We start from the raw sequence: 21241 nt of genomic DNA, 5'->3' as shown, positions 1-21241 counted from the left end.
GTCATAGGAGACTGAGATGTCCAACGGATGGTCTTTCGAAACCCGCCAGATCCATGCAGGCCAGGAGCCCGACAGTGCCACCGGAGCCCGCGCGCTCCCCATTTACCAGACCACGTCCTTCGTGTTCCCCAGCGCCGAAAGCGCAGCCAACCGCTTTGCCCTCGCCGAACTTGCGCCCATCTACACCCGGATTGGCAACCCCACCCAGGATGCCGTCGAACAGCGGATCGCCAGCCTTGAGGGAGGCCTGGCCGCTTTGCTGCTGAGCTCGGGCCAGGCCGCCGAGACGTTCGCGGTGCTGAACATTGCGGAGGCGGGGGACCATATTGTGGCGAGCCCCAGCCTTTATGGCGGAACGTACAACCTGTTCGCCCACACCCTGAAGAAGTTCGGCATCTCGGTCACCTTCGTCCAGGATCCCGACAACCTGGACCAGTGGCGCGACGCCGTCCAGCCGAACACCAAGCTCTTTTTCGGTGAAGTGGTGTCCAATCCCCGCCAGGACGTCCTGGACATCGACGGCATCTCCGAGGTGGCCCACCAGGCAGGCGTGCCACTGATCGTGGACAACACCCTGTCCACGCCCTACCTGATCCGCCCACTGGAGTGGGGTGCGGACATCGTGATCCACTCCGCCACCAAATACCTGGGCGGCCACGGCTCCGCAATTGCCGGCGTGATCGTGGACTCCGGCAAATTCGACTTCGGCAAGGACCCTGAACGGTTCCCCGGCTTCAACACCCCGGACCCCACCTACAACGGCCTGGTCTACGCCCGCGACCTAGGCGCCGACGGTGCGCTGGGTGCCAACCTCTCCTACATCCTCAAGGCCCGCGTCCAGCTGCTGCGCGACCTTGGCTCGGCGGTTTCCCCCTTCAACGCCTTCCTGATCTCCCAGGGCCTGGAGACGCTGAGCCTGCGGGTGGAACGCCACGTTGCCAACGCCACGGAAGTGGCGCGCTGGCTGGAAGGACGGGACGACGTCGAATCCGTCGCCTACGCCGGGTTGCCCTCCAGCCCCTGGTACGAGCGTGGCCGCAAGTACGGGCCCAAGGGAACGGGCGCCGTCGTGGCCTTCAACCTTGCCGGCGGAGCGGAGGCGGGCAAGCGCTTCGTCGACGCCCTGGAGCTGCACTCCCACGTGGCCAACATCGGCGACGTCCGCTCCCTGGTCATCCACCCGGCGTCGACCACCCACAGCCAGCTCTCGCCGGAGCAGCAAGCGGTGGCCGGGGTGAATCCGGGACTGGTCCGGCTCTCTGTTGGCCTGGAGCACATCGATGACATCCTGGCCGACCTGGAAGCGGGTTTCCGCGCTGCCAAAGGCGCCCAGAGCTAAAAGCGCGCCAGGGCTGACGCCGGGAGGGCCGGCAAGCGGGGAAGTCACAACCAGTCACACTCTTGGCCTGGAGCGGGGGGTGTTTCGTACACTCGAACCAGGTCATGAGTGCCAGTGACAGCCCCGGCTTGCTGGCCGGCAACCCTCCATCCGCGGTGGGGTGCCCCGGGTGAGGACCTGGCCTGCCGGTCAGACGACGGCAGGCAAGCGCGTAGAAGAGGTCTTGCCATGACGGTTACCGTCGCCCGAACCACCATCCCCGAACACGGAATTGTCCGCTACGCCTCCATCGGAGGGCTGGAACTTGAAGCCGGGGGATACCTCCCGGACGTCACGCTGGCCTACGAAACCTGGGGCACGCTCAACGCCGACGCCAGCAACGCCATCCTGATCGAGCACGCCCTGACCGGCAGCACCCACGTGACCCGCGGTGACACGGACGAAGAAGGCTGGTGGGAACAATTGGCCGGTCCCGGCGCTCCCGTGGACACGGACAAGTTCTTCGTGGTGTCCGTCAACATCGTGGGCGGCTGCTACGGGTCCACGGGCCCGTCGTCGGCCGCCCCGGACGGAGCCCCCTGGGGCTCCCGCTTCCCCCTGGTCACCCTGCGGGACAGCACGGTGGCAGAGGCCCGGCTGGCTGACCAGCTGGGCATCAGCAGCTGGTTCGCTGTCCTGGGCGGATCCATGGGCGGCGCCCGCGCCCTTGAATGGGCAGTGACCTACCCGGAGCGGGTGCAGCGCTGCGCCGTCATCTCCGTGGGCGCCGCGAGCACGGCGGAACAGATCGCCTTCGCGCAGGCCCAGACCCTGGCCATCCGGCAGGACCCGCACTTCAACGGCGGCGACTACTACGGCGGCCCCTGCCCGGAAGCCGGGCTGGCACTTGCCCGGCGCATCGCCCACATCACCTACCGGTCCGCGGCTGAACTGGAAGGCCGCTTCGGCCGGGAACCCCAGGCGCCGGAGTCGCCCCTGAAGGGTGAGGCTCTGGCCGCCCGCGGCCGCTACCAGGTGGAAAGCTACCTGGACCACCAGGGCAGCAAGCTCGTGAAGCGCTTCGACGCCAACAGCTATATCGCCCTCACCGAGGCGCTGATGAGCCATGACATCTGCCGGGGCCGCGGAACCCTGGCCGAAACCCTGGCCAGGTCCACCGCCAGGTTCTTCGTGGCCGCCGTGGATTCGGACCGGCTGTATTTCCCGTCGCAGTCCCGTGAGCTGGCCCAGGCCCTGCCGGGGGACGTGGACGTGCACGTCATCCAGGCGCCGATCGGGCACGACGGGTTCCTGACAGAGATCGGGCAGCTGGGCAGCCAGCTCCGGAGCAGCTTCCTGGCCTAGCGCCGCGCATGTGCATTCCTGCAGATGCCTTCTGCACTAATCGGCGTTGAGGTTGCACCGCAGGCAGACCATACTCAATCGAATCCGGTGCGTTCGTGGTGTGCATCACACCCGGCCGCCATTGATTGGTCCCCGTGGTGTCGACGACGACGCCGAAGGAGTTCGCATGAGTACGGAAAGCTCCGCCGCAAGGCGCACAGAGGAAACCGACGTCAAGGCTTCAGGCCTTAAGAAGGTGGTTACGGCCTCCATGGCCGGAACCGTTGTTGAGTGGTACGAGTTCTTCCTCTACGCCTCGGCTGCCACCCTGGTGTTCGGAAAGGCCTTCTTCCCCAACGCCGGCACAGAACTGGATGGCATCATCGCCGCCTTCCTCACTTATGCCGTCGGTTTCGTGGCCCGCCCCATCGGCGGCATCGTCTTTGGCCACTTCGGCGACAAGTTCGGACGCAAGAAGCTGCTGCAGCTGAGCATCATCCTGGTAGGCGTCTCCACCTTCCTCATGGGCTGCCTGCCCACGTTCCAGCAGATCGGCTACTGGGCTCCCGCACTGCTGGTGGTCCTCCGGTTCGCCCAGGGCTTTGCCGTTGGCGGCGAGTGGGGCGGCGCCGTCCTCCTCGTGGCCGAACACAGCCCCAGCAAATCCCGCGGTTTCTGGGCCAGCTGGCCACAGTCGGCAGTGCCGCTGGGAAACCTGCTTGCCACCGCCGTCTTGTTCACCCTGTCCTCCACGTTGACCCAGGACGCCTTCCTGGGGTGGGGCTGGCGCGTAGCGTTCTGGCTGTCCGCGGTGATCGTCCTGATCGGTTACTACATCCGCACCAAGGTCAATGACGCACCGATCTTCCTCGAAGCCCGCAAAGAGGTCGAAGCCGGCCACAAGGGCTACGGCGTCGCTGAGGTATTCCGGCGCTACCCCCGCGGCGTCTTCACCGCCATGGGCCTGCGCCTGGCGGAAAACATCCTGTACTACCTCGTGGTCACGTTCTCCATCACCTACCTGAAAACCGTGGTCCAGGCCGACACCACCCGCATCCTCCTCCTGCTGCTCCTTGCCCACGCCCTGCACTTCGCCGTCGTGCCCATGGTGGGCAAGCTGTCGGACCGGTTTGGCCGCAGGCCCGTCTACATGGCCGGCGCCATCATGGGGGCCACCTGGGGCTTCTTCGCCTTCCCCATGATGGACACCAAGAACGATGCCATCATCCTGGCCGCCATCATGATCGGCCTGGTGTTCCACGCCTTCATGTACGCCGGGCAGCCTGCCATCATGGCGGAAATGTTCCCCACCCGGATGCGCTACTCCGGGGTTTCCCTGGGCTACCAGGTGACGTCGATCGTTGCAGGATCCCTGGCCCCGATCATCGCCGCCTCGCTCCTGGGCGCCTACAAGTCCTCCGTCCCCGTGGCGGTCTACCTGCTGATCGCCTGCGCCATTACCGCCGTCGCGGTCTACTTCCTGAAGGAAACCCGCGGCATCTCGCTGCACGACGTGGACGCCGCCGACGCCCAGGGCACCGCCGACCTCCTTGCCGCCCGCAAGAAGTAGCAGGATCCGTGAAAGCCGCCGTCCTGTACTCCACCGTTCCCGCCGCCCCCACCACGGGGGCCGGCAACGGGAAGCAGACCTACTCCGAGGCCGCTCCGCTGCTGGTGCAGGAACTGGAGCAGCCGGAGCCCCGCGCCGGTGAGCTTGGTGTTGCCATCACCTACTCCAGCCTCTGCCACTCGGACCTCTCGGTGGTGGACGGTTCCCGCGTCCGGCCGCTGCCCATGGCCTTGGGCCACGAGGCGGTGGGTCGGGTGGTGTCCGTGGGGGCCGGCGTGTCCGACGTGTCCGTGGGCGACCATGTGGTGCTGGTCTTCGTGCCGAGCTGTGGCGGGTGCCGTGCATGCCTGGCCGGCCGGCCGGCCCTCTGCCACCGTGCCGCAGAGGTCAATGGCTCCGGCGACCTGCTGCACGGGCCGGCACTGCTGCGGACTCCGGCAGGGGAACGGATCAACCACCACCTTGGCGTCTCGGCCTTCGCCGATTACGCAGTGGTGGCAAGGGAATCGGTGGTGGTGATCGACGACGACGTCCCGGACACGGTTGCCTCGATGTTTGGTTGCGCCGTGCTCACCGGAATGGGTGCAGTGTTGAATACCGCGGCTGTAAGTCCGGGGCAGTCCGTAGCGGTGTTCGGCCTCGGAGCCGTGGGCCTGTCAGCCGTCATGGCAGCGCGCCTCGCCGGAGCCGCCGACGTCATTGCCATCGATCCAAACCAAGGCAAGCACCAGCTGGCCCGCGACGCCGGCGCCACATCGGTGGGAACGCCGGAGGACGCGGCACGGCTGATCGCGGAAGCGTCCGGGGACGGTGTGGACGTTGCCATTGAAGCAGTGGGATCAGCAGGCGTTATCGCCTCCTGCCTGGAGCAGGTGACGCGGGGAGGCGCCGTGGTGTCGGTGGGCCTGCCCCATCCGTCCGCCCAGTTGACGGTGCCGGCCCTGCAGTTGGCCGGGGCGGGAAAACGGCTGCTGGGCTCCTACATGGGGGATGCCGTGCCGGCGCGCGACATTCCGCAGTACCTGGCGTTCTGGCGCGAAGGCAGGCTGCCGGTTGAGCTGCTGCACACTGACACCCGGCCGCTCAGCGAGATCAATGAGGGCCTGGACGCGCTGGCATCCGGGCAGGTGGTAAGGCGGCTGTTCCAGGCCTGACTTGTGCGGGGGGCCTGGGTCCGCAAGAACAGCGCTTACCCCGCCAGCACCCCGGAGCGCTCCTTCATTTCCGCCTTGAGTGCCGCAATCACCGCCTGGACCGGTGCGGACCGGAGCGACTCCGGGCGGGCAACGGCCCAGATGGGGAGCTGGCGCTCAAAGTCGGCTGCCAGGACGGGCACGAAGTCCCCGCAGCCCGCCACCATGAAGTTGGGCAGCAGCCCAATGCCCGCACCCTGCCGCACCGCCTCCACCTGGGCGAACACGCTGGTGGCCTGGAAGCTCGTCCTGGGCAGCGGAAGCTGCGAAGACCAGCGCGGCCCCAGCTCCGCCACCTGGAGTGCGGATTCGACGTAGGACACAAACCCGTGCTGCCCCACGTCGTCGAGCGTTTCCGGCAGACCATGCCGGGCGGCATACGCTGAGCTGGCGTAGAGGCGCAGGTAGTAGTTGCTCAGGAAGATTGTCTGCGCGGTGGTGACGTCCGCCCGGCCCACCACGATCTCCAGGTCCACGCCCGACCGGTTCTGGCTGACTTTCCGGGTGGCGCTGAGCATTTCGATGTTCAGCTGCGGGTTTTGCTGCTGGAGCCGCACCAGCGACGGGGTGACGAACACTGCTCCCACGCCGTCCGTCGTGGCGACGCGGACCAGGCCGGCGAGGGTGCTTTGGTCCTGGCTGATCAGGCCGGACAGCGAGCCAAGGGTACCTTCGATCGCCTCTGCCGCTTCCACGGCCGCGGCACCGAGCTGCGTCAGCTCCCAACCCTGCGGGCTGCGTTCCAAAGTCCGGCCGCCCAGTTGCCTGTCCAGGGCGAGGATGCGGCGGGAGATGGTGGTGTGGGTTGTTCCCAGCGTCTCGGCTACCGCGTTGAACCGGCCCAGGCGGGCAACGGTGAGCAGGATGAGCAGGTCGTCGGGGCTTGGCAACCGTCTCAGGTCCACTGCGGTCCTTCCTTCGATGTGCAGCAATGCACATGGCCTCTGTGATTTTTCCCCTTGATTGCACTCTAACAGGGTGTGATCGTTGACAGACATGCCGGCAGTACGGCTGGAATGGAAGCAAAGGAGCTTACTCGTGGCAGTTATCGGTTGGATTGGCCTGGGCAACATGGGCGGCCACATGTCCGTAAACCTGGCGAAAGCCGGGCATGATGTGCGCGGTTTCGACCTCAACCCGGCAGCCCTGGCAGCCGCTGAAGCAGGCGGCGTCAAGCGGACCGCCAGCATCGCCGAGGCGGTGGATGGTGCGGACGCCGTGTTCACCATGCTGCCCAAGGGCGAACATGCCCGTGCGGTGTATCTCGGCGGGGACGGCGTGCTGGCGCACGCGGACACCCGGACGCTGCTGATTGACTCCTCGACTATCGACGTCGCCTCCGCCCAGGAACTGCACGACGCCGCTGCTGCCGCTGGCTTCCGCTTCGTGGACGCGCCAGTGTCGGGTGGAATGAGCGGGGCGGAAGCGGGAACGCTTACTTTCATGGTTGGCGGCGAAGAGGGGGCCGTGGCGGACGCCACGGGCTACATCGGCCCCATGGCCGCCAACATCATCCCCACGGGCGGCCCCACCACGGGGCAGGCGGCCAAGATCTGCAACAACCTGATGCTTTTCATCAACCTGGCCTCCACCGCGGAGGGCGCTGTGCTCGCCGACCGGCTGGGCCTGGACAAGCAGGTCTTCTGGAACATTGCCTCTGTCTCCTCGGGCGACTCGTGGGCACTGCGGACCTGGTACCCGGTGCCCGGCGTGGTTCCTACCGCAGCCTCGAACAACGGCTTCGCGCCCACCTTCACCACAGAGCTGGCGAACAAGGACATTGGGCTGGCCATCAGCGCAGCCGAGGATACCGGCACGCCCCTGGAGATCGGCAGGCACGTCCAGCAGCTGTTCCAGCGGCTTATTGACGCCGGTGACGCCTGCAAGGACTGCTCCATGATCATCAAGCTCGTGGACGGCTCACTCGAACCCGCCAACCCGGCGCCGTCCGCCAACTAGCCCGCACCACGCAACGCAGGAAAAGAGACTCCCCGTGGAAACCATCCCGCACTACATCAACGGCACCCGCGTCAGCGACGCAGACCGCTTCGGCCCAGTGTTCAATCCCGCGACCGGTGAACAGGAGAAACAGGTGGCGCTTGCCTCGGCGGCACGGACAGAGGAAGCCATCGCGGCTGCCCGTTCCGCGCTGCCGGCCTGGCGGGCCACCAGCCTGGCCCGGCGGACCGGCATCTTCTTCCGGGTCCGCGAAATCCTGACCCAGCGGAAGCCCGAGCTCGCCGCCATCCTCACCAGCGAGCACGGGAAGGTCCTCTCCGACGCAGAGGGCGAAATCGCCCGCGGCCTGGAGAACATCGATTTCGCCACCGGCCTGTCCCACATGCTCAAGGGCGAGCGGTCCGAGCAGGTCTCCACCGGGGTGGACGTGCACTCCGTCCGCCAGCCGGTGGGCGTCGTAGCCTGCATTACGCCGTTCAACTTTCCGGCCATGGTGCCGCTGTGGATGATCGGCAGTGCCCTGGCCTGCGGCAACACCGTGCTGCTGAAGCCCAGCGAGAAGGACCCATCGGCCGCCGTCTTCATCGCGGAGGCCTTCGCCGAAGCGGGCCTGCCGGCCGGGGTGCTGAACGTGGTCCACGGTGACAAGGAAGCCGTGGATGTCCTGCTGGAGCACCCGGACGTCAAAGCCGTGAGTTTTGTCGGCTCCACTCCCGTTGCCCAGTCGATCTACAAGCGGGCGGCAGAACACGGCAAGCGGGTGCAGGCGCTGGGCGGTGCAAAGAACCACATGGTGGTGCTTCCCGACGCCGACCTGGACATGGCTGCCGACGCTGCGGTTTCGGCCGCCTACGGGTCAGCCGGCGAACGCTGCATGGCCGTCAGCGTCCTGGTGGCCGTGGGCAACATCGCGGACGACCTGGTGAAGGCAATCTCCAGCCGCATGGCGGGTTTGAAGATCGGCCCGGGAACGGACCCCGCGTCCCAGATGGGCCCCTTGATCACCGCGGAGCACCGGGACCGCGTGGCCTCCTATGTGGCGGGGGCCGAAAATGAAGGCGCATCCGTGGTTGTGGACGGGCGCTCGCAGCAGTTCGATTCAAACGGATTCTTCATCGGCGTCAGCCTGGTGGACCACGTCAAGCCGGGCATGAAGGTGTACGACGACGAGATCTTCGGCCCGGTCCTGTCCGTGGTCCGCGTCGATACCTACGGCGACGCCGTGAAGCTGGTCAACGACAACGAGTTCGGCAACGGCACGGCCATCTTCACCCGTGACGGCGGGGCGGCCCGGCAGTTCGAGTTCGACGTCGAGGCAGGCATGGTGGGCGTCAACGTGCCCATTCCGGTTCCGGTAGGCACGTTCTCGTTCGGCGGCTGGAAGAACTCGCTGTTCGGCGACACCCACATGTACGGCCCGGACAGCATCCGGTTCTACACCCGGGGCAAGGTGGTGACCACGCGCTGGCCGGATCCCTCCACCTCGGTGATTGACCTGGGCTTCCCGCAGGTCCACTGAGCTTGACAGGAGCACTGAACGCATAAAGGAGCGCCACCGGGCAGGCCCGGTGGCGCTCCTTTTACTAGCCGTTCATGATGTCGCTGCGCCGCTTCATGTAGTCCTCCATGGACAGCTCACCGTTGGTGTACTGCTGGTCCAGTTCCGCGAGCTTGCGGGCGCGGTACCCTTGCGGTGCTGCCGGCGGCGGGGGAGTGGCCGGCGCTGGGGACTGTCCCGGCGTCGGCTCTCCGGGACGCGGCTGCTGAGACCCCTGCTGATCAAAGCCGGGCTGGCCAAAGCCTGGCTGACCAAACCCCTGTCCCTGCGGGGGACCGTAGCCGGGGTCCGGCAGAGGCTGCTGGCCGTACTGGTGGGGCAACGGCTGCGGGTCGCCCAGGGGCTGCGGCCGCTGGATACTGCGGAAGCCGCCGGAGAAGTAGTCCTGCTGGGTATAGCCGTCGCGGGGCTGGTTGCTCTGCGGCCCGGCCGAGCCTGGATACTGGCCCGGTCCCGGGTACTGGCCGGGGCCGGGATACCCGTCTTGTCCGTGTTGCCCCGGGAACTGTTCAGGGAAGCGCCCGGGCAACGACTGGTCCCGGTCCCGCCGTGCCACGGACCGCCGGTACATCCGCATGGCCATGGGGACGACGAAGGACAGGACGATAATCCAGAAAAACAAGCTGCTCACGGTGCCGCGCCTCTCGAGTGTTGTCCTTCCAGCCTAACCCCGGGCGGCCTTACCGGCGGCTGGGCTCCGACGTTCCCAACGGGCCCTCACCCGCACCCAAGGGAACGCCCGGACCGAAGACGGGGCCCGGCGTCGGCCGCTTTGCCGTGATGCCGTCCCCGGAGGACTGGCGGCGCAGCCGCCGCAGCACCCACGGCACGAAGTATTCGCGCGCCCACACCAGGTCCCCGCTCCTGGCCTCGCGCCAGGTCCGGGGCGGCAGGGGCTTGGGCTGCAGCGGCTCCAGGGAATGCTCAACGTTGAGCGCGTCCAGCACCATGGCCGCTATGGTGTGGTGCCCCAGCGGGGAGAAGTGCAGCCGGTCCTGGTCCCACATCTGCGGATCGCTCAACTGCCGCAGCGACCACATGTCCGCGATGATGGCGTCGTGCCGCGTTGCCACCGTCCGCAGGTTCTCGTTGTAGATGGCCACCTTGCTGCGGATCCTGCCGAGCACTGACGAGCCGGTGTCAGGTCCGTTGAACAGGACCACCGTGGCACCACCCAGGGACAGGATCTGGACCACGGAATCGAGCTTTTCGGCCAGCACGTCCGGGTCGCCGCCCGGGCGGATGAGGTCGTTGCCGCCCGCCGACAGGGTTACCAGGTCCGGCTTCAGCTCCAGGGCAGGCGCCAGCTGCTGGTCAACGATCTGCTGCAGCAGGCGGCCGCGGACGGCCAGGTTGGCGTAGGCGAAGTCAGGCTGGGTCCTGCCCAGCTCCTCGGCCACCCTGTCGGCCCAGCCGCGGTGGCCGCCGGGGCTCGCGGGTTCGGGGTCGCCGATGCCCTCGGTGAAGGAATCGCCCATCGCCACGTAACGGGTCCACGGGTGGGATCCCGGGTGCGCGGACGGGGCCTTGATGTCACTTGCGTCAGTCACGGTCCTATCCTGCCTTCCGCTTCACTGCCTACGCGAACGTAGGTTGTTACTTGTGGGTAACTGATATGAATGGAAACCATGACTGACGCCGAAGTATTTCCTGCCCCCGTTGTCCTGTGGTCCCATCCGGAGGACCAGCGCGACGGCAAGCCGCTGCTGGTGCTCCTCCACGGCTACGGCGCCAATGAGCGGGACCTGCTCAGCCTGGCCGACCTGCTGCCCGGGGACTTCGCCGTCGCGTCCGTGCGTGCGCCGATCGCCACGGGCCCCGGCTACACCTGGTTCCCGCTCACGGCCTCCATCGAGTACTCGCTGGAGCGGGTCAAGAAGGCCTCGGCGTACGTACTGGAGTGGATCGACACCATCCGGGTGGGGCATCCGTCGGTGACCCTGCTCGGCTTCTCCATGGGCATGGCCATGGCAACCACGCTCCTGCGGCAGCGGCCCACGGACTTCGCTGCCGTCGTCGGACTGTCCGGTTTCGTGGTGGACGCAGCCGGCGACCCTTCGTTCAGGGACGATGAGCTGGACGGCACCGTGCCCATGTTCTGGGGCCGGGACCAGCAGGATCCGGTGATCACCCAGGACAAGATCGAGTACACCATGGGCTGGGTCCGCAAGCACGTCAAGCTCACCAAGGTGCTCTACACGGGCATGTGGCACGGGATCAACCAGCAGGAGATCGGGCACGTGGGGGAGTTCCTCACGCACGAGGTGCTGAACAAGTAGGCGTACGACGGCGGCCGGCAGTCCCGGCGGACGTCACGTCCCGCGGCCTGCACGTCCTCCGCCGGGCAGTGCGCCTGCGTTGCGTCAGTCCGTTTCGGGCGCCACTACCCGGACGCTCTGTCCGTTCACCGTGACAACGTCGCCGTTGTGCAGCTGGCGGCCGCGGCGGTCGTCGATTTCGCCGTTGACCTTGACCAGCCCGTTCTTGATGAGCTCCGCCGCCTCCACGCCGTCCTCCACGAGGTTGGCGAGCTTCAGCAGCTGGCCCAGCCGGATCATGCTGTCGCGGATGGGGACGTCGTCAATGGGGTTGCTCATAGAGCAATAATGCCTGAACTAAGGTGGATTCAATGACCTCCCCTTCCCGCCTGCCGGTGCTCGCAGGCCTGCCCCTGGCCGTGGGTTCCGGCCTTGCCATCCCAGTCCAGGGGCGCATCAACGGGGCCCTGGGCGCCCGCCTCGGTGACGGCATCGCCGCGGCGGCCGTGAGTTTCAGCACAGGCCTGCTGGTCATGATCGTGATTTCGCTGGTCCTGCCGCGCGGGCGGGCGGGGCTGGCGGCCATCCTTCCCGCGGTCCGCAAACGCGCCTTTCCACGTATCTACGTGGTGGCCGGTGCCATCGGCGCGCTGTTCGTTTTTGCCCAGTCGTTCACGGTGGGCATCCTGGGCGTGGCACTCTTCACCGTGGCCACGGTCACCGGGCAGACCGTGAGCGGCCTGCTGGTGGACCGCCTGGGAATCGGGCCGGCCGGGAAGAAATCCGTCACCGGCATCCGCATCATTGGCTGCGTCCTCACTATCGCCGCCGTCGCCTGGGCGGTTTCGCCCCGGTTCAGCGGCGCGGGGGCCGGCGGAACCGACGGTGGTCCGTCCTCCCTGCTGCTTCCCATCCTGCTGCCTGTGGCGGCTGGCTTCCTGATGAGCTTCCAGCAGGCCATGAACGGCACCGCCACCGTCCACTACGGCACACCGATCGCGGCCACCCTGGTTAACTTCGTGGCCGGCTGCATCGTGCTCTGGACAGCGCTGGCGGTGAAGCTGGCGGTGGCCGGCCCAGCCAACCCGCTGCCGTCCGAATGGTGGTACTACCTGGGCGGTCCCATGGGCTGCGTCTTCATTGGGCTCGGCGCCCTCCTGGTCCGCAGCCTTGGCGTACTGGTCACCGGGCTGGGCATGATTGCCGGCCAGCTGCTCGGCTCGCTGGCCCTGGACCTGGCGCTGCCCGCCCCGGGCACCGTCGTCGCCCCGGCCACCGTCCTCGGGACCCTGCTGACCCTCGCCGCGATCATCCTGGCAACTCTGCCGTGGCCGCGGGGCGCGCTCCGCAGGCAGCGGCCGGTACGCTAGGACACGAGCTTTTCAACGATCTTCCTTCATTCGCCCCGGCACCCTGCCCACTGTGCCTCCAGGCATACGGCGGCCGGGGCCTGACAACCCGCGGACCGCACCCAGCGGCCCTGTAGAAATTGGAGTTACCCCATGGCAGCAAAGTCCGTCCTCGACCAGGTCATTTCCCTCTCCAAGCGGAGGGGCTTCGTGTTCCAGGCCGGTGAGATCTACGGCGGCTCGCGCTCTGCCTGGGACTACGGCCCCCTGGGTGCGGAGCTGAAGGAAAACATCAAGCGCCAGTGGTGGCAGTCCATGGTCCGCGGCCGCGAAGACGTGGTGGGCCTGGACTCATCCGTCATCCTGCCCCGCCAGGTATGGGAAGCCTCCGGCCACGTGGAGGTATTCTCCGACCCCCTGGTGGAATGCCTCTCCTGCCACAAGCGCTACCGCGCCGACCACCTCGAGGAAGAATACGAGGAAAAGAAGGGCCGGCCGGCCGAGAACGGCCTGAAGGACATTGCCTGCGCCAACTGCGGCACCCGCGGCCAGTGGACCGAACCGCAGGAGTTCTCCGGCCTGCTCAAGACCTACCTGGGCCCCGTGGCCAGCGAGGAAGGCCTGCACTACCTCCGCCCGGAAACCGCCCAGGGCATCTTCGTGAACTTCAACAACGTCCTCACCACCTCCCGGAAGAAGCCCCCGTTCGGCATCGGCCAGATCGGCAAGTCCTTCCGCAACGAGATCACGCCCGGCAACTTCATCTTCCGCACCCGTGAATTCGAACAGATGGAAATGGAGTTCTTCGTCGAGCCCGGCACCGATGAGGAATGGCACCAGTACTGGATGAAGGAGCGCATGGCCTGGTACACCGGCCTGGGCATCCGCGAGGAAAACCTGCGCTTCTTTGAGCACCCGAAAGAGAAGCTGAGCCACTACTCCAAGGGCACCACGGACATCGAATACCGCTTTGGCTTCCAGGGCTCGGAGTGGGGCGAACTCGAAGGCATCGCCAACCGCACCGACTTCGACCTCACCACGCACTCGAAGGCCTCCGGCCAGGACCTGAGCTACTTCAACCAGGCCACCAACGAGCGCTACACCCCGTACGTGATCGAGCCTGCGGCCGGGCTCACGCGCTCCTTCATGGCCTTCCTGGTGGACGCCTACACCGAGGACGAGGCCCCCAACGCCAAGGGCGGCGTGGACGTGCGCACCGTCCTGAAGCTGGACCCGCGCCTGGCCCCGGTCAAGGCCGCCGTGCTGCCGCTGAGCCGCAACGAGGACCTGTCCCCGAAGGCCAAGGACCTCGGCGCGCAGCTGCGGAAGAACTGGAACATCGACTTCGACGACGCCGGCGCCATCGGCCGCCGCTACCGCCGCCAGGACGAGATCGGCACCCCGTTCTGCATCACCGTGGACTTTGACACGCTGGAGGACCAGGCCGTCACCATCCGCGAGCGGGACACCATGAGCCAGGAGCGGGTCTCCCTGGACAAGGTGGAGGGCTACCTGGCGGCACGGCTGATCGGGGCCTGAGCATGGCCATCGAATACCGCGAATGGCGGGACGGCGACGACCTGGCGCTCCTGGAAATCTGGGGCGACCCGGATACCGCCCAGGCCCGCCAGTTCCGCGGGGCCCTGGCCGTGTCCTCCAACGGGAGGGACGGCTCCCCGTGGCGCCGCTGCGTCGTGGCCGAGGACGTCATTGACGGCGTGGGCATTCCGGTGGCGGCCGGCGTCGTCTATGAGGCCTCCCTGCACCCGGAACGCCTCTGGTGCTACATCGAGGTGGCCCGCGACCACCGCCGCGCGGGCATCGGGGCGAGCCTCCTGACCATGCTGCGGCGCGAGGCCGAACACGCGCCGTCGGGGGTCACCAGGCTGCGCGCCAAGGTGGAGCCCGGCACCGCGGGGGCGGCCTTTGCCGAGGCGTTTGGGCTGGCACCCATCCAGCGTTCCCGCCTTGTGGTGGTGGAGCCGGGCGCCCTGCGGCTTCCGGTGTTCCCCGCCAAGGACGACGGCGGCGCGGCCAGTGGCGAGAACGCCGGCTCGGACGTGGTGATGGACCTGGCCACCGGCTCCGTGGAGCTGACCGACGTGGTGGGCCGGTACTACACCTCCATCCATGGCTGGGACTCGCCAGGCGTCCTGTCCGTGGGGCAGGTGCAGAAGCTGTTCCTGGACGAGCTCACCGGGGCCCACGGCGCCATCGTCCTGCGGGCGCAGCCGGAGTCCGCGTTCGGCTCAGGCGTGGCGCCGACCAAAAAGGGCCGCATCCGTGCCTTCGCGGTGAGCTACGCGGCCCCGGCAGACCCGGACGCCGCACCCCATGCTGACGCGGCTGCGGGCTCAGGTTCGGATACGCCCACCGACGTGTTCGTGGGGCACGAGCCTTCGCTGGACGCCGACGATGCCGCGGAGGCGGTCCGGGACATGCTTGCCCTGATCGCGTACCAGCACCCGGTCATGCTGGAACTGGACGACTCCATGGCCGCCCTGCGCGCCGCCGTCGAGCCCCTGCTGGAAAGCGGCAAGGCACGGTTGGCGGGGTCTGAAACCCTGGTGGTCTCGGACTAAGGAACTGCCTGCCTGCCCCCAGGCGGCCCCCGTTGGACGCCCACACAGGCCCTCAACGCTGCGTGCGGGTCACTTGGGGGGAGCGGGCCGTCCGTTGCGGGGCCTGCCTTCGGCGGGGAGCCCGACGGCGGCCCGCGGCGGCGTCTGCTGCGTCCAGGAGTTGCCGCACGGCGTCGGTCGGCGCGCTGCCTCCCAGGTGCGCGGGCATCCACCACGCGCCGGATTCCGGTCGGAGGGGAAACCCGGCGATGCACTGGTCGATCCCTGACTGCAGTGTCCGGCGCAGTGCTTCCGTGGCCGCTTCAACGTCAACGTCAGGCGGATAGACCACCGGTTCGGCCACGTGCACCCGTACCGGCGCCCGCCAGCCGCGGCGCAGGGAAAAGCCGTGGCCGCGGGTCAACACCCGGTGGGCGCCCCAGATGGACACCGGAATCACCGGGACGCCGGCCTCCGCAGCCATCCGGACAGCCCCAGTGCGGCACTCGCGCACGGTAAAACTGCGGCTGACCCCCGCTTCCGGGAACACGGCAAGGTACTCGCCGTCGCGCAGCTTGGCCACCGCGGCGTCATAGGCGTCCGAACGGTCCGTATATCCCACCACCACGTGGCCGCTGGCGCTGATGGCGGGGCCGGCAAGCCAATGGTCTGCCGCGCCCTGGTGGACCAGGAACCGCAGCTGGGCACGGGCGTGCCGCCACAGGAGCAGCTCCAGCACGGCAAAATCCAGGTAGCCGAAATGCGTGACGGCGAACACCGCCCCCTTGCCGGGGGCCACCAGCCGCGAGGGCCCCCTGGTGGGTCCCTTTTCCGGCAGGTGTTCCAGGCCGGTTGCCTGGACGTCCAGCCGCAGCGCCCAGCGCAGGAACTGCCCGGTCCGGACGATCAGCCGGTAGAAGCGGTCGTTGGTTGGTGGACGCCAGGGCATGGGGAAACTGCCTAGAGGGTGACCTGGGCGGATGAGTCCGGCAGCAGCCGGGTGAAGGCAGGCGACGGCCGGACTGCGGCGCCCGTGCTCTCGGCAAAGGACTTGATGACGAACCCGGTGGCGAGTGTCTGCCACACCCGGATCTTACGGAGCATGAAGTGCCCAACGCCCTTGAGGGCCACATACTGCATGCTCGTGGCGTCGGCCGAGGCCCGGCGGGCGAAGGCAAGGGACTGGGAGGGGCTGGTCATGTGGTCGGTGGTGCCGTGGATGATCAGGACTTTTCTTCCGGCGACACTGGCTGCGGGAGTCTGCGGGCTCAGCCACGGGGCAAGCGCCACAACTGCCTCAACCTGGGCGTGGTCCGCTGCGCACACGGCTGTCAGGCCGCCCATGGAGTGGCCCAGCAGGAAGACCGGAACGTCGGGGTGGCGTTCGGAAATCTTCCCCAGCGCCCAGCGGGCATCCTGCAACGGCGACATGTCAGGCCCGTTCCAGCCGCGGACGCTGTTGCGCAGGGACCAGACGGCCAGCCCGTGTTTCCGGCCGGCGCGGTGCAGGTGCCTGGCGAAGGGGACCATCCTGGCCGGGCTCAGGTGCCGGGCCTCCACCGGATCGCGGCTGTGGGCCTTGCCGCCGTGCAGGACCAGGACCACGCCCTTGGTGTCGCCGGATGCTTCGAGGACGCTCAGTACAGGCTGGTGGCCGGTAACCACCGGCGCCTGCCCGGCCTGCACCCCGCCGGCGTCACCTTCGCCTTGAACTCCTGCGCCTTGAACGCCCGGCCCATGCGTACCACGGTTGCCCATGCCTGGTTCCTCCCCATCCCGATGGTCCATTTATAAACCCTATGGCGGCCCACGTAGAGTTCAACCATGAGGTTGTACTGCTGATGGGCGCCGGTCACTCCCATGCTTCCTTGGATCATTCGGAGCCGACGCCCCAGGCGATGGCTGCCCGCAGCAAGGCGAACCGTATCCTTGCCGCGGTGCTCATTCCGCTGGCGCTGCTGACCCTGGCCGGGATGGCCGCATTGTGGCCGTCGGGCAGCAGGGAAGGTGTCTCGCTCGCCAACCCGTACTCCACGGCCCCCGGGGTGACCTTCGATACGGGCACCATCCAGAATGTGGTGACCGAAAACTGCATGCAGGGCACCAGCCAGCAGGGGACAGGTCAACAGGGCACCAGCCAACAGGGGACAGGTCAACAGGGCACGGGCCAACAGGGCTCCACACAGCAGCCGCCGGGACAGGGCTCGGACTGCACCTTCGCCTTCACGGAGCCGGACAAGGGCGGCAGCCCGGTGAAGGTGGTCATCAACCCGGATGTGGCCTCCTCGCACGGGGTCAAGCCCGGGGACCAGATCCGGTACCTGAATCTCTCCAAGGTCCAGGGCGCCACGGGCTCGCAGGGCTCACCGGCCTACATCTTCGTGGACTTCGTCCGCACGCTGCCGGTTGTCCTGCTCGCCGTGCTCTACGCCGCGGTGGTCATCGCCGTCGCCAGGTGGCGCGGCCTCCGGGCCCTGATCGGGCTGGTGGGCGCCTATTTCGTGCTGGCCAACTTCCTGCTTCCAGGCCTGGTGGAAGGCAAACCGCCGCTGCTGCTGGCCCTGGTGGGTTCCACCGTGATCATGATCGGGGTGCTGTATTTCGCGCACGGATTCTCCGCGCGCACGTCCACCGCACTCCTGGGCACCATCTTCGGCCTGGCCATCACCGCGCTGCTGGCAGCCTGGGCCACCGACGCCGCCAACCTTGCCGGAGTGGGCAGCCACGACGCCGCCACTCTGGTGAACACCTCGGCCAACATCTCCATCTCGGGGGTGATCCTTTGCGGACTCATCATCTCCGGCCTGGGTGTCCTCAACGACGTCACCATCACCCAGTCCTCCGCGGTGTGGGAGCTCTACGAACTGGCACCGGCCAGCAGTGCGCGGAAGCTGTTCACCTCCGCCATGCGGATCGGCCGCGACCACATCGCCTCCACCGTGTACACCATCGCCTTCGCCTACGCCGGTGCCGCACTGCCCATCCTCATCATCGTCATGCTCTACGACCGGCCGCTGCTGGACACCCTCACCAGCGCCGAACTGTCCGAGGAAGTCATCCGGACCCTTGTGGGATCGATCGGACTGGTCCTGGCCATCCCCGTCACCACCCTGATCGCCGTGCTCGTGGTCAAGGCAACCGGCATCAGGGCCGCGGACGCCGCGCCTGCGGTTGCCGGGTCACGGGACACTGAGGCGCAGGACATTGGGGCGCGGGACATTGCAGCAGGAGACGGAAAGAACGACGGCGGGCACAGCCCCACGGACGGCGTTGCGGACACCGGGGCGCTCGCCGCTGCCGCGCTTGAGCAGCGCAGCCGGCGCGCCGCCGTCGAACCCCCGCACGAACAAGTGAACGAACAAGTGCACGAACCCGCCACCCGGCGGGGCCGCCGGGCCGACCGCGGCTGAACAGCCTTACGACGGACGGCCTTTCAGCGGGCTGCTTTGCTGCCGCGTGCTGCTGGGCGTCGGCCAGCCTGGAAATCGGGTGGCCATAACCTGCGACGGGACTGGCACTGGCGGTAATGGCCGATTTGCCCGGCTTTGCAACAATGGACAGGTGACTGTTGCAGCAACTACCCCCGCTCCCAAGCTGGAACTCCCGCCCCTGAAGCTGGGACCCATCACGGTTGACACCCCGGTGATCCTGGCCCCGATGGCCGGCATCACCAACTCCGCCTTCCGCAGGCTCTGCCGTGAGTACGGCGGCGGCATGTACGTGGCGGAGATGGTCACCTCCCGCGCGCTGGTGGAGCGGACACCCGAATCCCTCCGCATCATCTCGCATGACGATGACGAAAAGGTCCGGTCCGTCCAGCTGTACGGCGTGGACCCCGTCACCGTCGGCGCCGCCGTCCGGATGCTGGTGGAGGAAGACAGGGCGGACCACATCGACCTCAACTTTGGCTGCCCCGTTCCCAAGGTGACCCGGCGCGGCGGCGGCTCCGCCCTGCCCTGGAAGACCGACCTTTTCACCTCGATCGTGCAGACCGCCGTCAGGGAAGCCTCCAGAGGCAACGTTCCACTGACCATCAAGATGCGCAAAGGCATCGACGATGACCACCTGACGTACCTCGACGCCGGCCGCATCGCCCGCGATTCCGGCGTTGCCGCCGTCGCCCTCCACGGGCGCACCGCCGCCCAGTTCTACTCAGGCAAGGCCGACTGGTCCGCCATCGCCCGGCTCCGTGAGGCCCTGCCCGACATCCCGGTGCTGGGCAACGGCGATATCTGGTCCGCGGAGGACGCCGTCCGGATGGTCCGCGAAACCGGCGTGGACGGCGTAGTCGTGGGCCGCGGCTGCCAGGGCCGGCCGTGGCTCTTCGGCGACCTGCAGGCCGCTTTCGAAGGCAGCGACGTCCGCCACCGGCCCAACCTGCGGCAAGTGGCAGAGGGCGTCTACCGCCATGCAGAACTGATGGTGGAAACCTTCGGCGATGAAGGGAAGGCGCTGCGCGAGATCCGCAAGCACATCGCCTGGTACTTCAAGGGCTACGTGGTGGGCGGGGAACTGCGCACCCGGCTGGCCCTGGTCACCAGCCTGGAGGTGCTCCGGGACACCCTGGCCGAGCTGGATCTGGATTCGCCCTATCCGGGGGTGGACGCCGAGGGCCCGCGCGGCCGCGCCGGCTCACCCAAGAGGCCTGCCCTGCCCAAGGACTGGCTGGACTCCCGGGCCCTGAACGATGATCAGTCCCGGGATATTTCCGCCGCAGAACTGGATGTTTCCGGTGGCTGAAACACCGACGGCAGGAACCCCCACCGCCGCCCTGGCGCTCCCCGGGTACGACACGCACGATTCTGCCCGCTGGTTTGAGGAGCCGCCGAAGAGCACCTACCGGTCCGACTTTGAGCGGGACCGCGCCCGGGTGCTGCATTCCTCGGCCCTGCGCAGGCTGGGCGCCAAAACCCAGGTGGTGGCACCGGACACCGACGACTTTGTCCGCACCCGCCTCACGCACAGCCTGGAAGTGGCGCAGGTAGGCCGCGAACTGGGCCGTGCCCTGGGCTGCGATCCGGACGTGGTGGACACCGCCTGCCTCAGCCACGACCTGGGCCACCCGCCCTTCGGCCACAACGGCGAATCGGCGCTGAACGAGGTGGCCCATGCCATCGGCGGTTTCGAGGGCAACGCCCAGACCCTCCGCCTGCTCACCCGGCTCGAACCCAAGGTGCTCACTGCTGACGGCCGGCCTGCCGGACTGAACCTCACCCGCGCCAGCCTTGACGCGGCGTCGAAATACCCGTGGTCCGCGCTGGAAGCGCCGGTGATCCACGGCCAGCGCACCAGCAAGTTCGGCGCGTACGAGGACGACCTGCCCATCTTCAACTGGATCCGCGAGGGCGCCCCGGAACGCCGGACCTGCCTGGAAGCCCAGGTGATGGACCTGGCCGACGACATCTCCTACTCGGTGCACGACGTGGAGGACGCGATCGTTGCCGGCCACTTCCAGCTGCGCTGGATGGACAACCCGGACCACCGCGCCCGGGTGGTGGGGTACGCCAAGCAGTGGTATCTCCCGCACAACGACCCCGCCGCCATCGACGCCGCCCTGGGACGGCTCGAAGCCACCGACGTCTGGGTCCGCGAGGCGGATGGAAGCCGCAAGTCCATGGCTGCCCTGAAGAACATGACCAGCCAGCTGATCGGCAGGTTCTGCCAGAGCGCCCTGGAAACCACCCGGGCCGTTTACGGGCCGGAGAACCTCACGCGCTACAACGCCGAACTCATGGTCCCGGACGAGACCGTCATGGAAATCGCGGTGATGAAGGGCCTTGCCACCACCTTCGTGATGACCACCGAACACCGGCAGCCCATCTATGAGCGCCAGCGCGAGGTGCTGCACGCCCTGGTGACAGCCCTCAGCGCCACGGGGGACCGGCATCTGGAGCCGATGTTTGCTGCGGACTGGCGGGCGGCGGACGACGACGGCGCCCGCCTGCGCGTGATCATCGACCAGGTGGCGTCCCTCACCGACGGGTCCGCCCTGGCCATGTACGAGCGTTTGGTGGGGAGCCTGCCCTCGCTCTGGTGAACCGCCCGTGAAGACCGCCCCTGGACATCGGCCGGATCAACAGCTTCCTTAAAGGATCTACACAGGAATGAAGCGCACCATGGGAGGAAAGACG

General features: G+C 67.7%; 19 protein-coding genes and 1 riboswitch. Of the genes, 13 read left to right on the top strand and 6 right to left on the bottom strand.

What is annotated here, in order from left to right:
- Positions 1 to 16: 16 nt before the first annotated feature.
- The 4 genes from AC6JAM_RS01855 (at position 17) to AC6JAM_RS01840 (ending at position 5386) form a co-directional block, all read left to right on the top strand.
- The gene (locus AC6JAM_RS01855; protein WP_497933876.1) at positions 17 to 1339 is read left to right on the top strand and encodes a bifunctional o-acetylhomoserine/o-acetylserine sulfhydrylase; all 1323 of its coding nucleotides are present in this window, start codon (positions 17 to 19) and stop codon (positions 1337 to 1339) included.
- Positions 1340 to 1439: 100 nt separating this feature from the next.
- A riboswitch (SAM riboswitch) is annotated at positions 1440 to 1555 on the top strand.
- Between the two features lie 12 nt (positions 1556 to 1567).
- Positions 1568 to 2683, top strand: coding sequence for a homoserine O-acetyltransferase MetX (gene metX, locus AC6JAM_RS01850; RefSeq protein ID WP_144600399.1), 1116 nt, complete (start codon positions 1568 to 1570; stop codon positions 2681 to 2683).
- A gap of 166 nt (positions 2684 to 2849) precedes the next feature.
- A complete protein-coding gene (locus tag AC6JAM_RS01845) occupies positions 2850 to 4232 on the top strand; it encodes an MFS transporter (RefSeq protein ID WP_018771618.1) in 1383 nt (460 codons plus the stop codon).
- 8 nt (positions 4233 to 4240) lie between these two features.
- Positions 4241 to 5386, top strand: coding sequence for a zinc-binding dehydrogenase (locus AC6JAM_RS01840; protein ID WP_495635521.1), 1146 nt, complete (start codon positions 4241 to 4243; stop codon positions 5384 to 5386).
- Between the two features lie 35 nt (positions 5387 to 5421).
- Here AC6JAM_RS01840 and AC6JAM_RS01835 read toward each other — a convergent pair whose 3' ends face one another.
- Positions 5422 to 6324 (bottom strand): LysR family transcriptional regulator, encoded by a 903-nt coding sequence (locus AC6JAM_RS01835; protein ID WP_026266127.1) that lies wholly within the window; start codon positions 6322 to 6324, stop codon positions 5422 to 5424.
- 139 nt (positions 6325 to 6463) lie between these two features.
- On the opposite strand from AC6JAM_RS01835, the gene mmsB reads away from it, so the two are divergent.
- Both mmsB and AC6JAM_RS01825 read left to right on the top strand, forming a co-directional pair.
- Positions 6464 to 7384, top strand: coding sequence for a 3-hydroxyisobutyrate dehydrogenase (gene mmsB / locus AC6JAM_RS01830; protein WP_497933874.1), 921 nt, complete (start codon positions 6464 to 6466; stop codon positions 7382 to 7384).
- A 34-nt stretch (positions 7385 to 7418) separates the two neighbouring features.
- The gene (locus AC6JAM_RS01825) at positions 7419 to 8903 is read left to right on the top strand and encodes a CoA-acylating methylmalonate-semialdehyde dehydrogenase (protein ID WP_018771622.1); all 1485 of its coding nucleotides are present in this window, start codon (positions 7419 to 7421) and stop codon (positions 8901 to 8903) included.
- Between the two features lie 64 nt (positions 8904 to 8967).
- On the opposite strand, the gene AC6JAM_RS01820 is transcribed toward AC6JAM_RS01825, so the two are convergent.
- Both AC6JAM_RS01820 and AC6JAM_RS01815 read right to left on the bottom strand, forming a co-directional pair.
- Positions 8968 to 9573, bottom strand: a complete 606-nt coding sequence (locus tag AC6JAM_RS01820) for a hypothetical protein (RefSeq protein WP_144600392.1) — start codon at positions 9571 to 9573, stop codon at positions 8968 to 8970.
- Between the two features lie 49 nt (positions 9574 to 9622).
- Positions 9623 to 10492 carry an SGNH/GDSL hydrolase family protein gene (locus AC6JAM_RS01815; RefSeq protein WP_018771624.1) on the bottom strand — a complete coding sequence of 290 codons (870 nt, stop codon included), beginning with the start codon at positions 10490 to 10492 and terminating at the stop codon, positions 9623 to 9625.
- 78 nt (positions 10493 to 10570) lie between these two features.
- Between AC6JAM_RS01815 and AC6JAM_RS01810 the strand changes: the two genes are divergently transcribed.
- A complete protein-coding gene (locus AC6JAM_RS01810; RefSeq protein ID WP_056390009.1) occupies positions 10571 to 11221 on the top strand; it encodes an alpha/beta hydrolase in 651 nt (216 codons plus the stop codon).
- 84 nt (positions 11222 to 11305) lie between these two features.
- On the opposite strand, the gene AC6JAM_RS01805 is transcribed toward AC6JAM_RS01810, so the two are convergent.
- The gene (locus tag AC6JAM_RS01805; RefSeq protein WP_056390008.1) at positions 11306 to 11539 is read right to left on the bottom strand and encodes an RNA-binding S4 domain-containing protein; all 234 of its coding nucleotides are present in this window, start codon (positions 11537 to 11539) and stop codon (positions 11306 to 11308) included.
- Between the two features lie 32 nt (positions 11540 to 11571).
- Here AC6JAM_RS01805 and AC6JAM_RS01800 point away from each other — a divergent pair, with 32 nt between their 5' ends.
- The 3 genes from AC6JAM_RS01800 to AC6JAM_RS01790 all read left to right on the top strand — a co-directional run bounded on the left by AC6JAM_RS01800 (position 11572) and on the right by AC6JAM_RS01790 (position 15131).
- Positions 11572 to 12570, top strand: a complete 999-nt coding sequence (locus AC6JAM_RS01800; RefSeq protein ID WP_134164489.1) for a DMT family transporter — start codon at positions 11572 to 11574, stop codon at positions 12568 to 12570.
- A gap of 132 nt (positions 12571 to 12702) precedes the next feature.
- Positions 12703 to 14088, top strand: coding sequence for a glycine--tRNA ligase (locus AC6JAM_RS01795; protein ID WP_018771628.1), 1386 nt, complete (start codon positions 12703 to 12705; stop codon positions 14086 to 14088).
- 2 nt (positions 14089 to 14090) lie between these two features.
- Entirely contained in the window at positions 14091 to 15131 is a 1041-nt protein-coding gene (locus AC6JAM_RS01790; protein WP_144600384.1) for a GNAT family N-acetyltransferase, read from the top strand.
- A 52-nt stretch (positions 15132 to 15183) separates the two neighbouring features.
- On the opposite strand, the gene AC6JAM_RS01785 is transcribed toward AC6JAM_RS01790, so the two are convergent.
- Positions 15184 to 16059, bottom strand: a complete 876-nt coding sequence (locus AC6JAM_RS01785) for a lysophospholipid acyltransferase family protein (protein ID WP_497933871.1) — start codon at positions 16057 to 16059, stop codon at positions 15184 to 15186.
- Positions 16060 to 16070: 11 nt separating this feature from the next.
- Positions 16071 to 16868, bottom strand: a complete 798-nt coding sequence (locus AC6JAM_RS01780) for an alpha/beta hydrolase (RefSeq protein WP_497935872.1) — start codon at positions 16866 to 16868, stop codon at positions 16071 to 16073.
- Between the two features lie 140 nt (positions 16869 to 17008).
- Between AC6JAM_RS01780 and AC6JAM_RS01775 the strand changes: the two genes are divergently transcribed.
- The 3 genes from AC6JAM_RS01775 to AC6JAM_RS01765 all read left to right on the top strand — a co-directional run bounded on the left by AC6JAM_RS01775 (position 17009) and on the right by AC6JAM_RS01765 (position 21147).
- Positions 17009 to 18520 (top strand): YibE/F family protein, encoded by a 1512-nt coding sequence (locus AC6JAM_RS01775; protein WP_497935870.1) that lies wholly within the window; start codon positions 17009 to 17011, stop codon positions 18518 to 18520.
- Positions 18521 to 18671: 151 nt separating this feature from the next.
- Positions 18672 to 19850: a tRNA dihydrouridine synthase DusB gene (gene dusB / locus AC6JAM_RS01770; protein ID WP_497933869.1), complete on the top strand. Its 1179-nt coding sequence runs from the start codon at positions 18672 to 18674 to the stop codon at positions 19848 to 19850.
- Entirely contained in the window at positions 19834 to 21147 is a 1314-nt protein-coding gene (locus AC6JAM_RS01765; protein WP_051081449.1) for a deoxyguanosinetriphosphate triphosphohydrolase, read from the top strand. The genes dusB and AC6JAM_RS01765 overlap by 17 nt, the downstream gene beginning before the upstream one ends.
- Positions 21148 to 21241: the final 94 nt, after the last annotated feature.

Source organism: Arthrobacter sp. GmRoot5-12, assembly GCF_059739365.1.
This window is presented reverse-complemented; position numbering and strand designations above follow the sequence as displayed.

Bases quoted from the DNA above. Each gene is read 5' to 3' on its own strand.
- AC6JAM_RS01790 (WP_144600384.1), top strand. From the start codon at position 14,091: ATGGCCATCGAATACCGCGAATGGCGGGACGGCGACGACCTGGCGCTC.
- AC6JAM_RS01845 (WP_018771618.1), top strand. From the start codon at position 2,850: ATGAGTACGGAAAGCTCCGCCGCAAGGCGCACAGAGGAAACCGACGTC.
- AC6JAM_RS01810 (WP_056390009.1), top strand. From the start codon at position 10,571: ATGACTGACGCCGAAGTATTTCCTGCCCCCGTTGTCCTGTGGTCCCAT.
- metX (WP_144600399.1), top strand. From the start codon at position 1,568: ATGACGGTTACCGTCGCCCGAACCACCATCCCCGAACACGGAATTGTC.
- AC6JAM_RS01855 (WP_497933876.1), top strand. From the start codon at position 17: ATGTCCAACGGATGGTCTTTCGAAACCCGCCAGATCCATGCAGGCCAG.
- AC6JAM_RS01765 (WP_051081449.1), top strand. From the start codon at position 19,834: ATGTTTCCGGTGGCTGAAACACCGACGGCAGGAACCCCCACCGCCGCC.
- AC6JAM_RS01795 (WP_018771628.1), top strand. From the start codon at position 12,703: ATGGCAGCAAAGTCCGTCCTCGACCAGGTCATTTCCCTCTCCAAGCGG.
- AC6JAM_RS01800 (WP_134164489.1), top strand. From the start codon at position 11,572: ATGACCTCCCCTTCCCGCCTGCCGGTGCTCGCAGGCCTGCCCCTGGCC.
- AC6JAM_RS01775 (WP_497935870.1), top strand. From the start codon at position 17,009: ATGGCTGCCCGCAGCAAGGCGAACCGTATCCTTGCCGCGGTGCTCATT.
- AC6JAM_RS01805 (WP_056390008.1), bottom strand. From the start codon at position 11,539: ATGAGCAACCCCATTGACGACGTCCCCATCCGCGACAGCATGATCCGG.
- AC6JAM_RS01780 (WP_497935872.1), bottom strand. From the start codon at position 16,868: ATGGGCAACCGTGGTACGCATGGGCCGGGCGTTCAAGGCGCAGGAGTT.
- AC6JAM_RS01785 (WP_497933871.1), bottom strand. From the start codon at position 16,059: ATGCCCTGGCGTCCACCAACCAACGACCGCTTCTACCGGCTGATCGTC.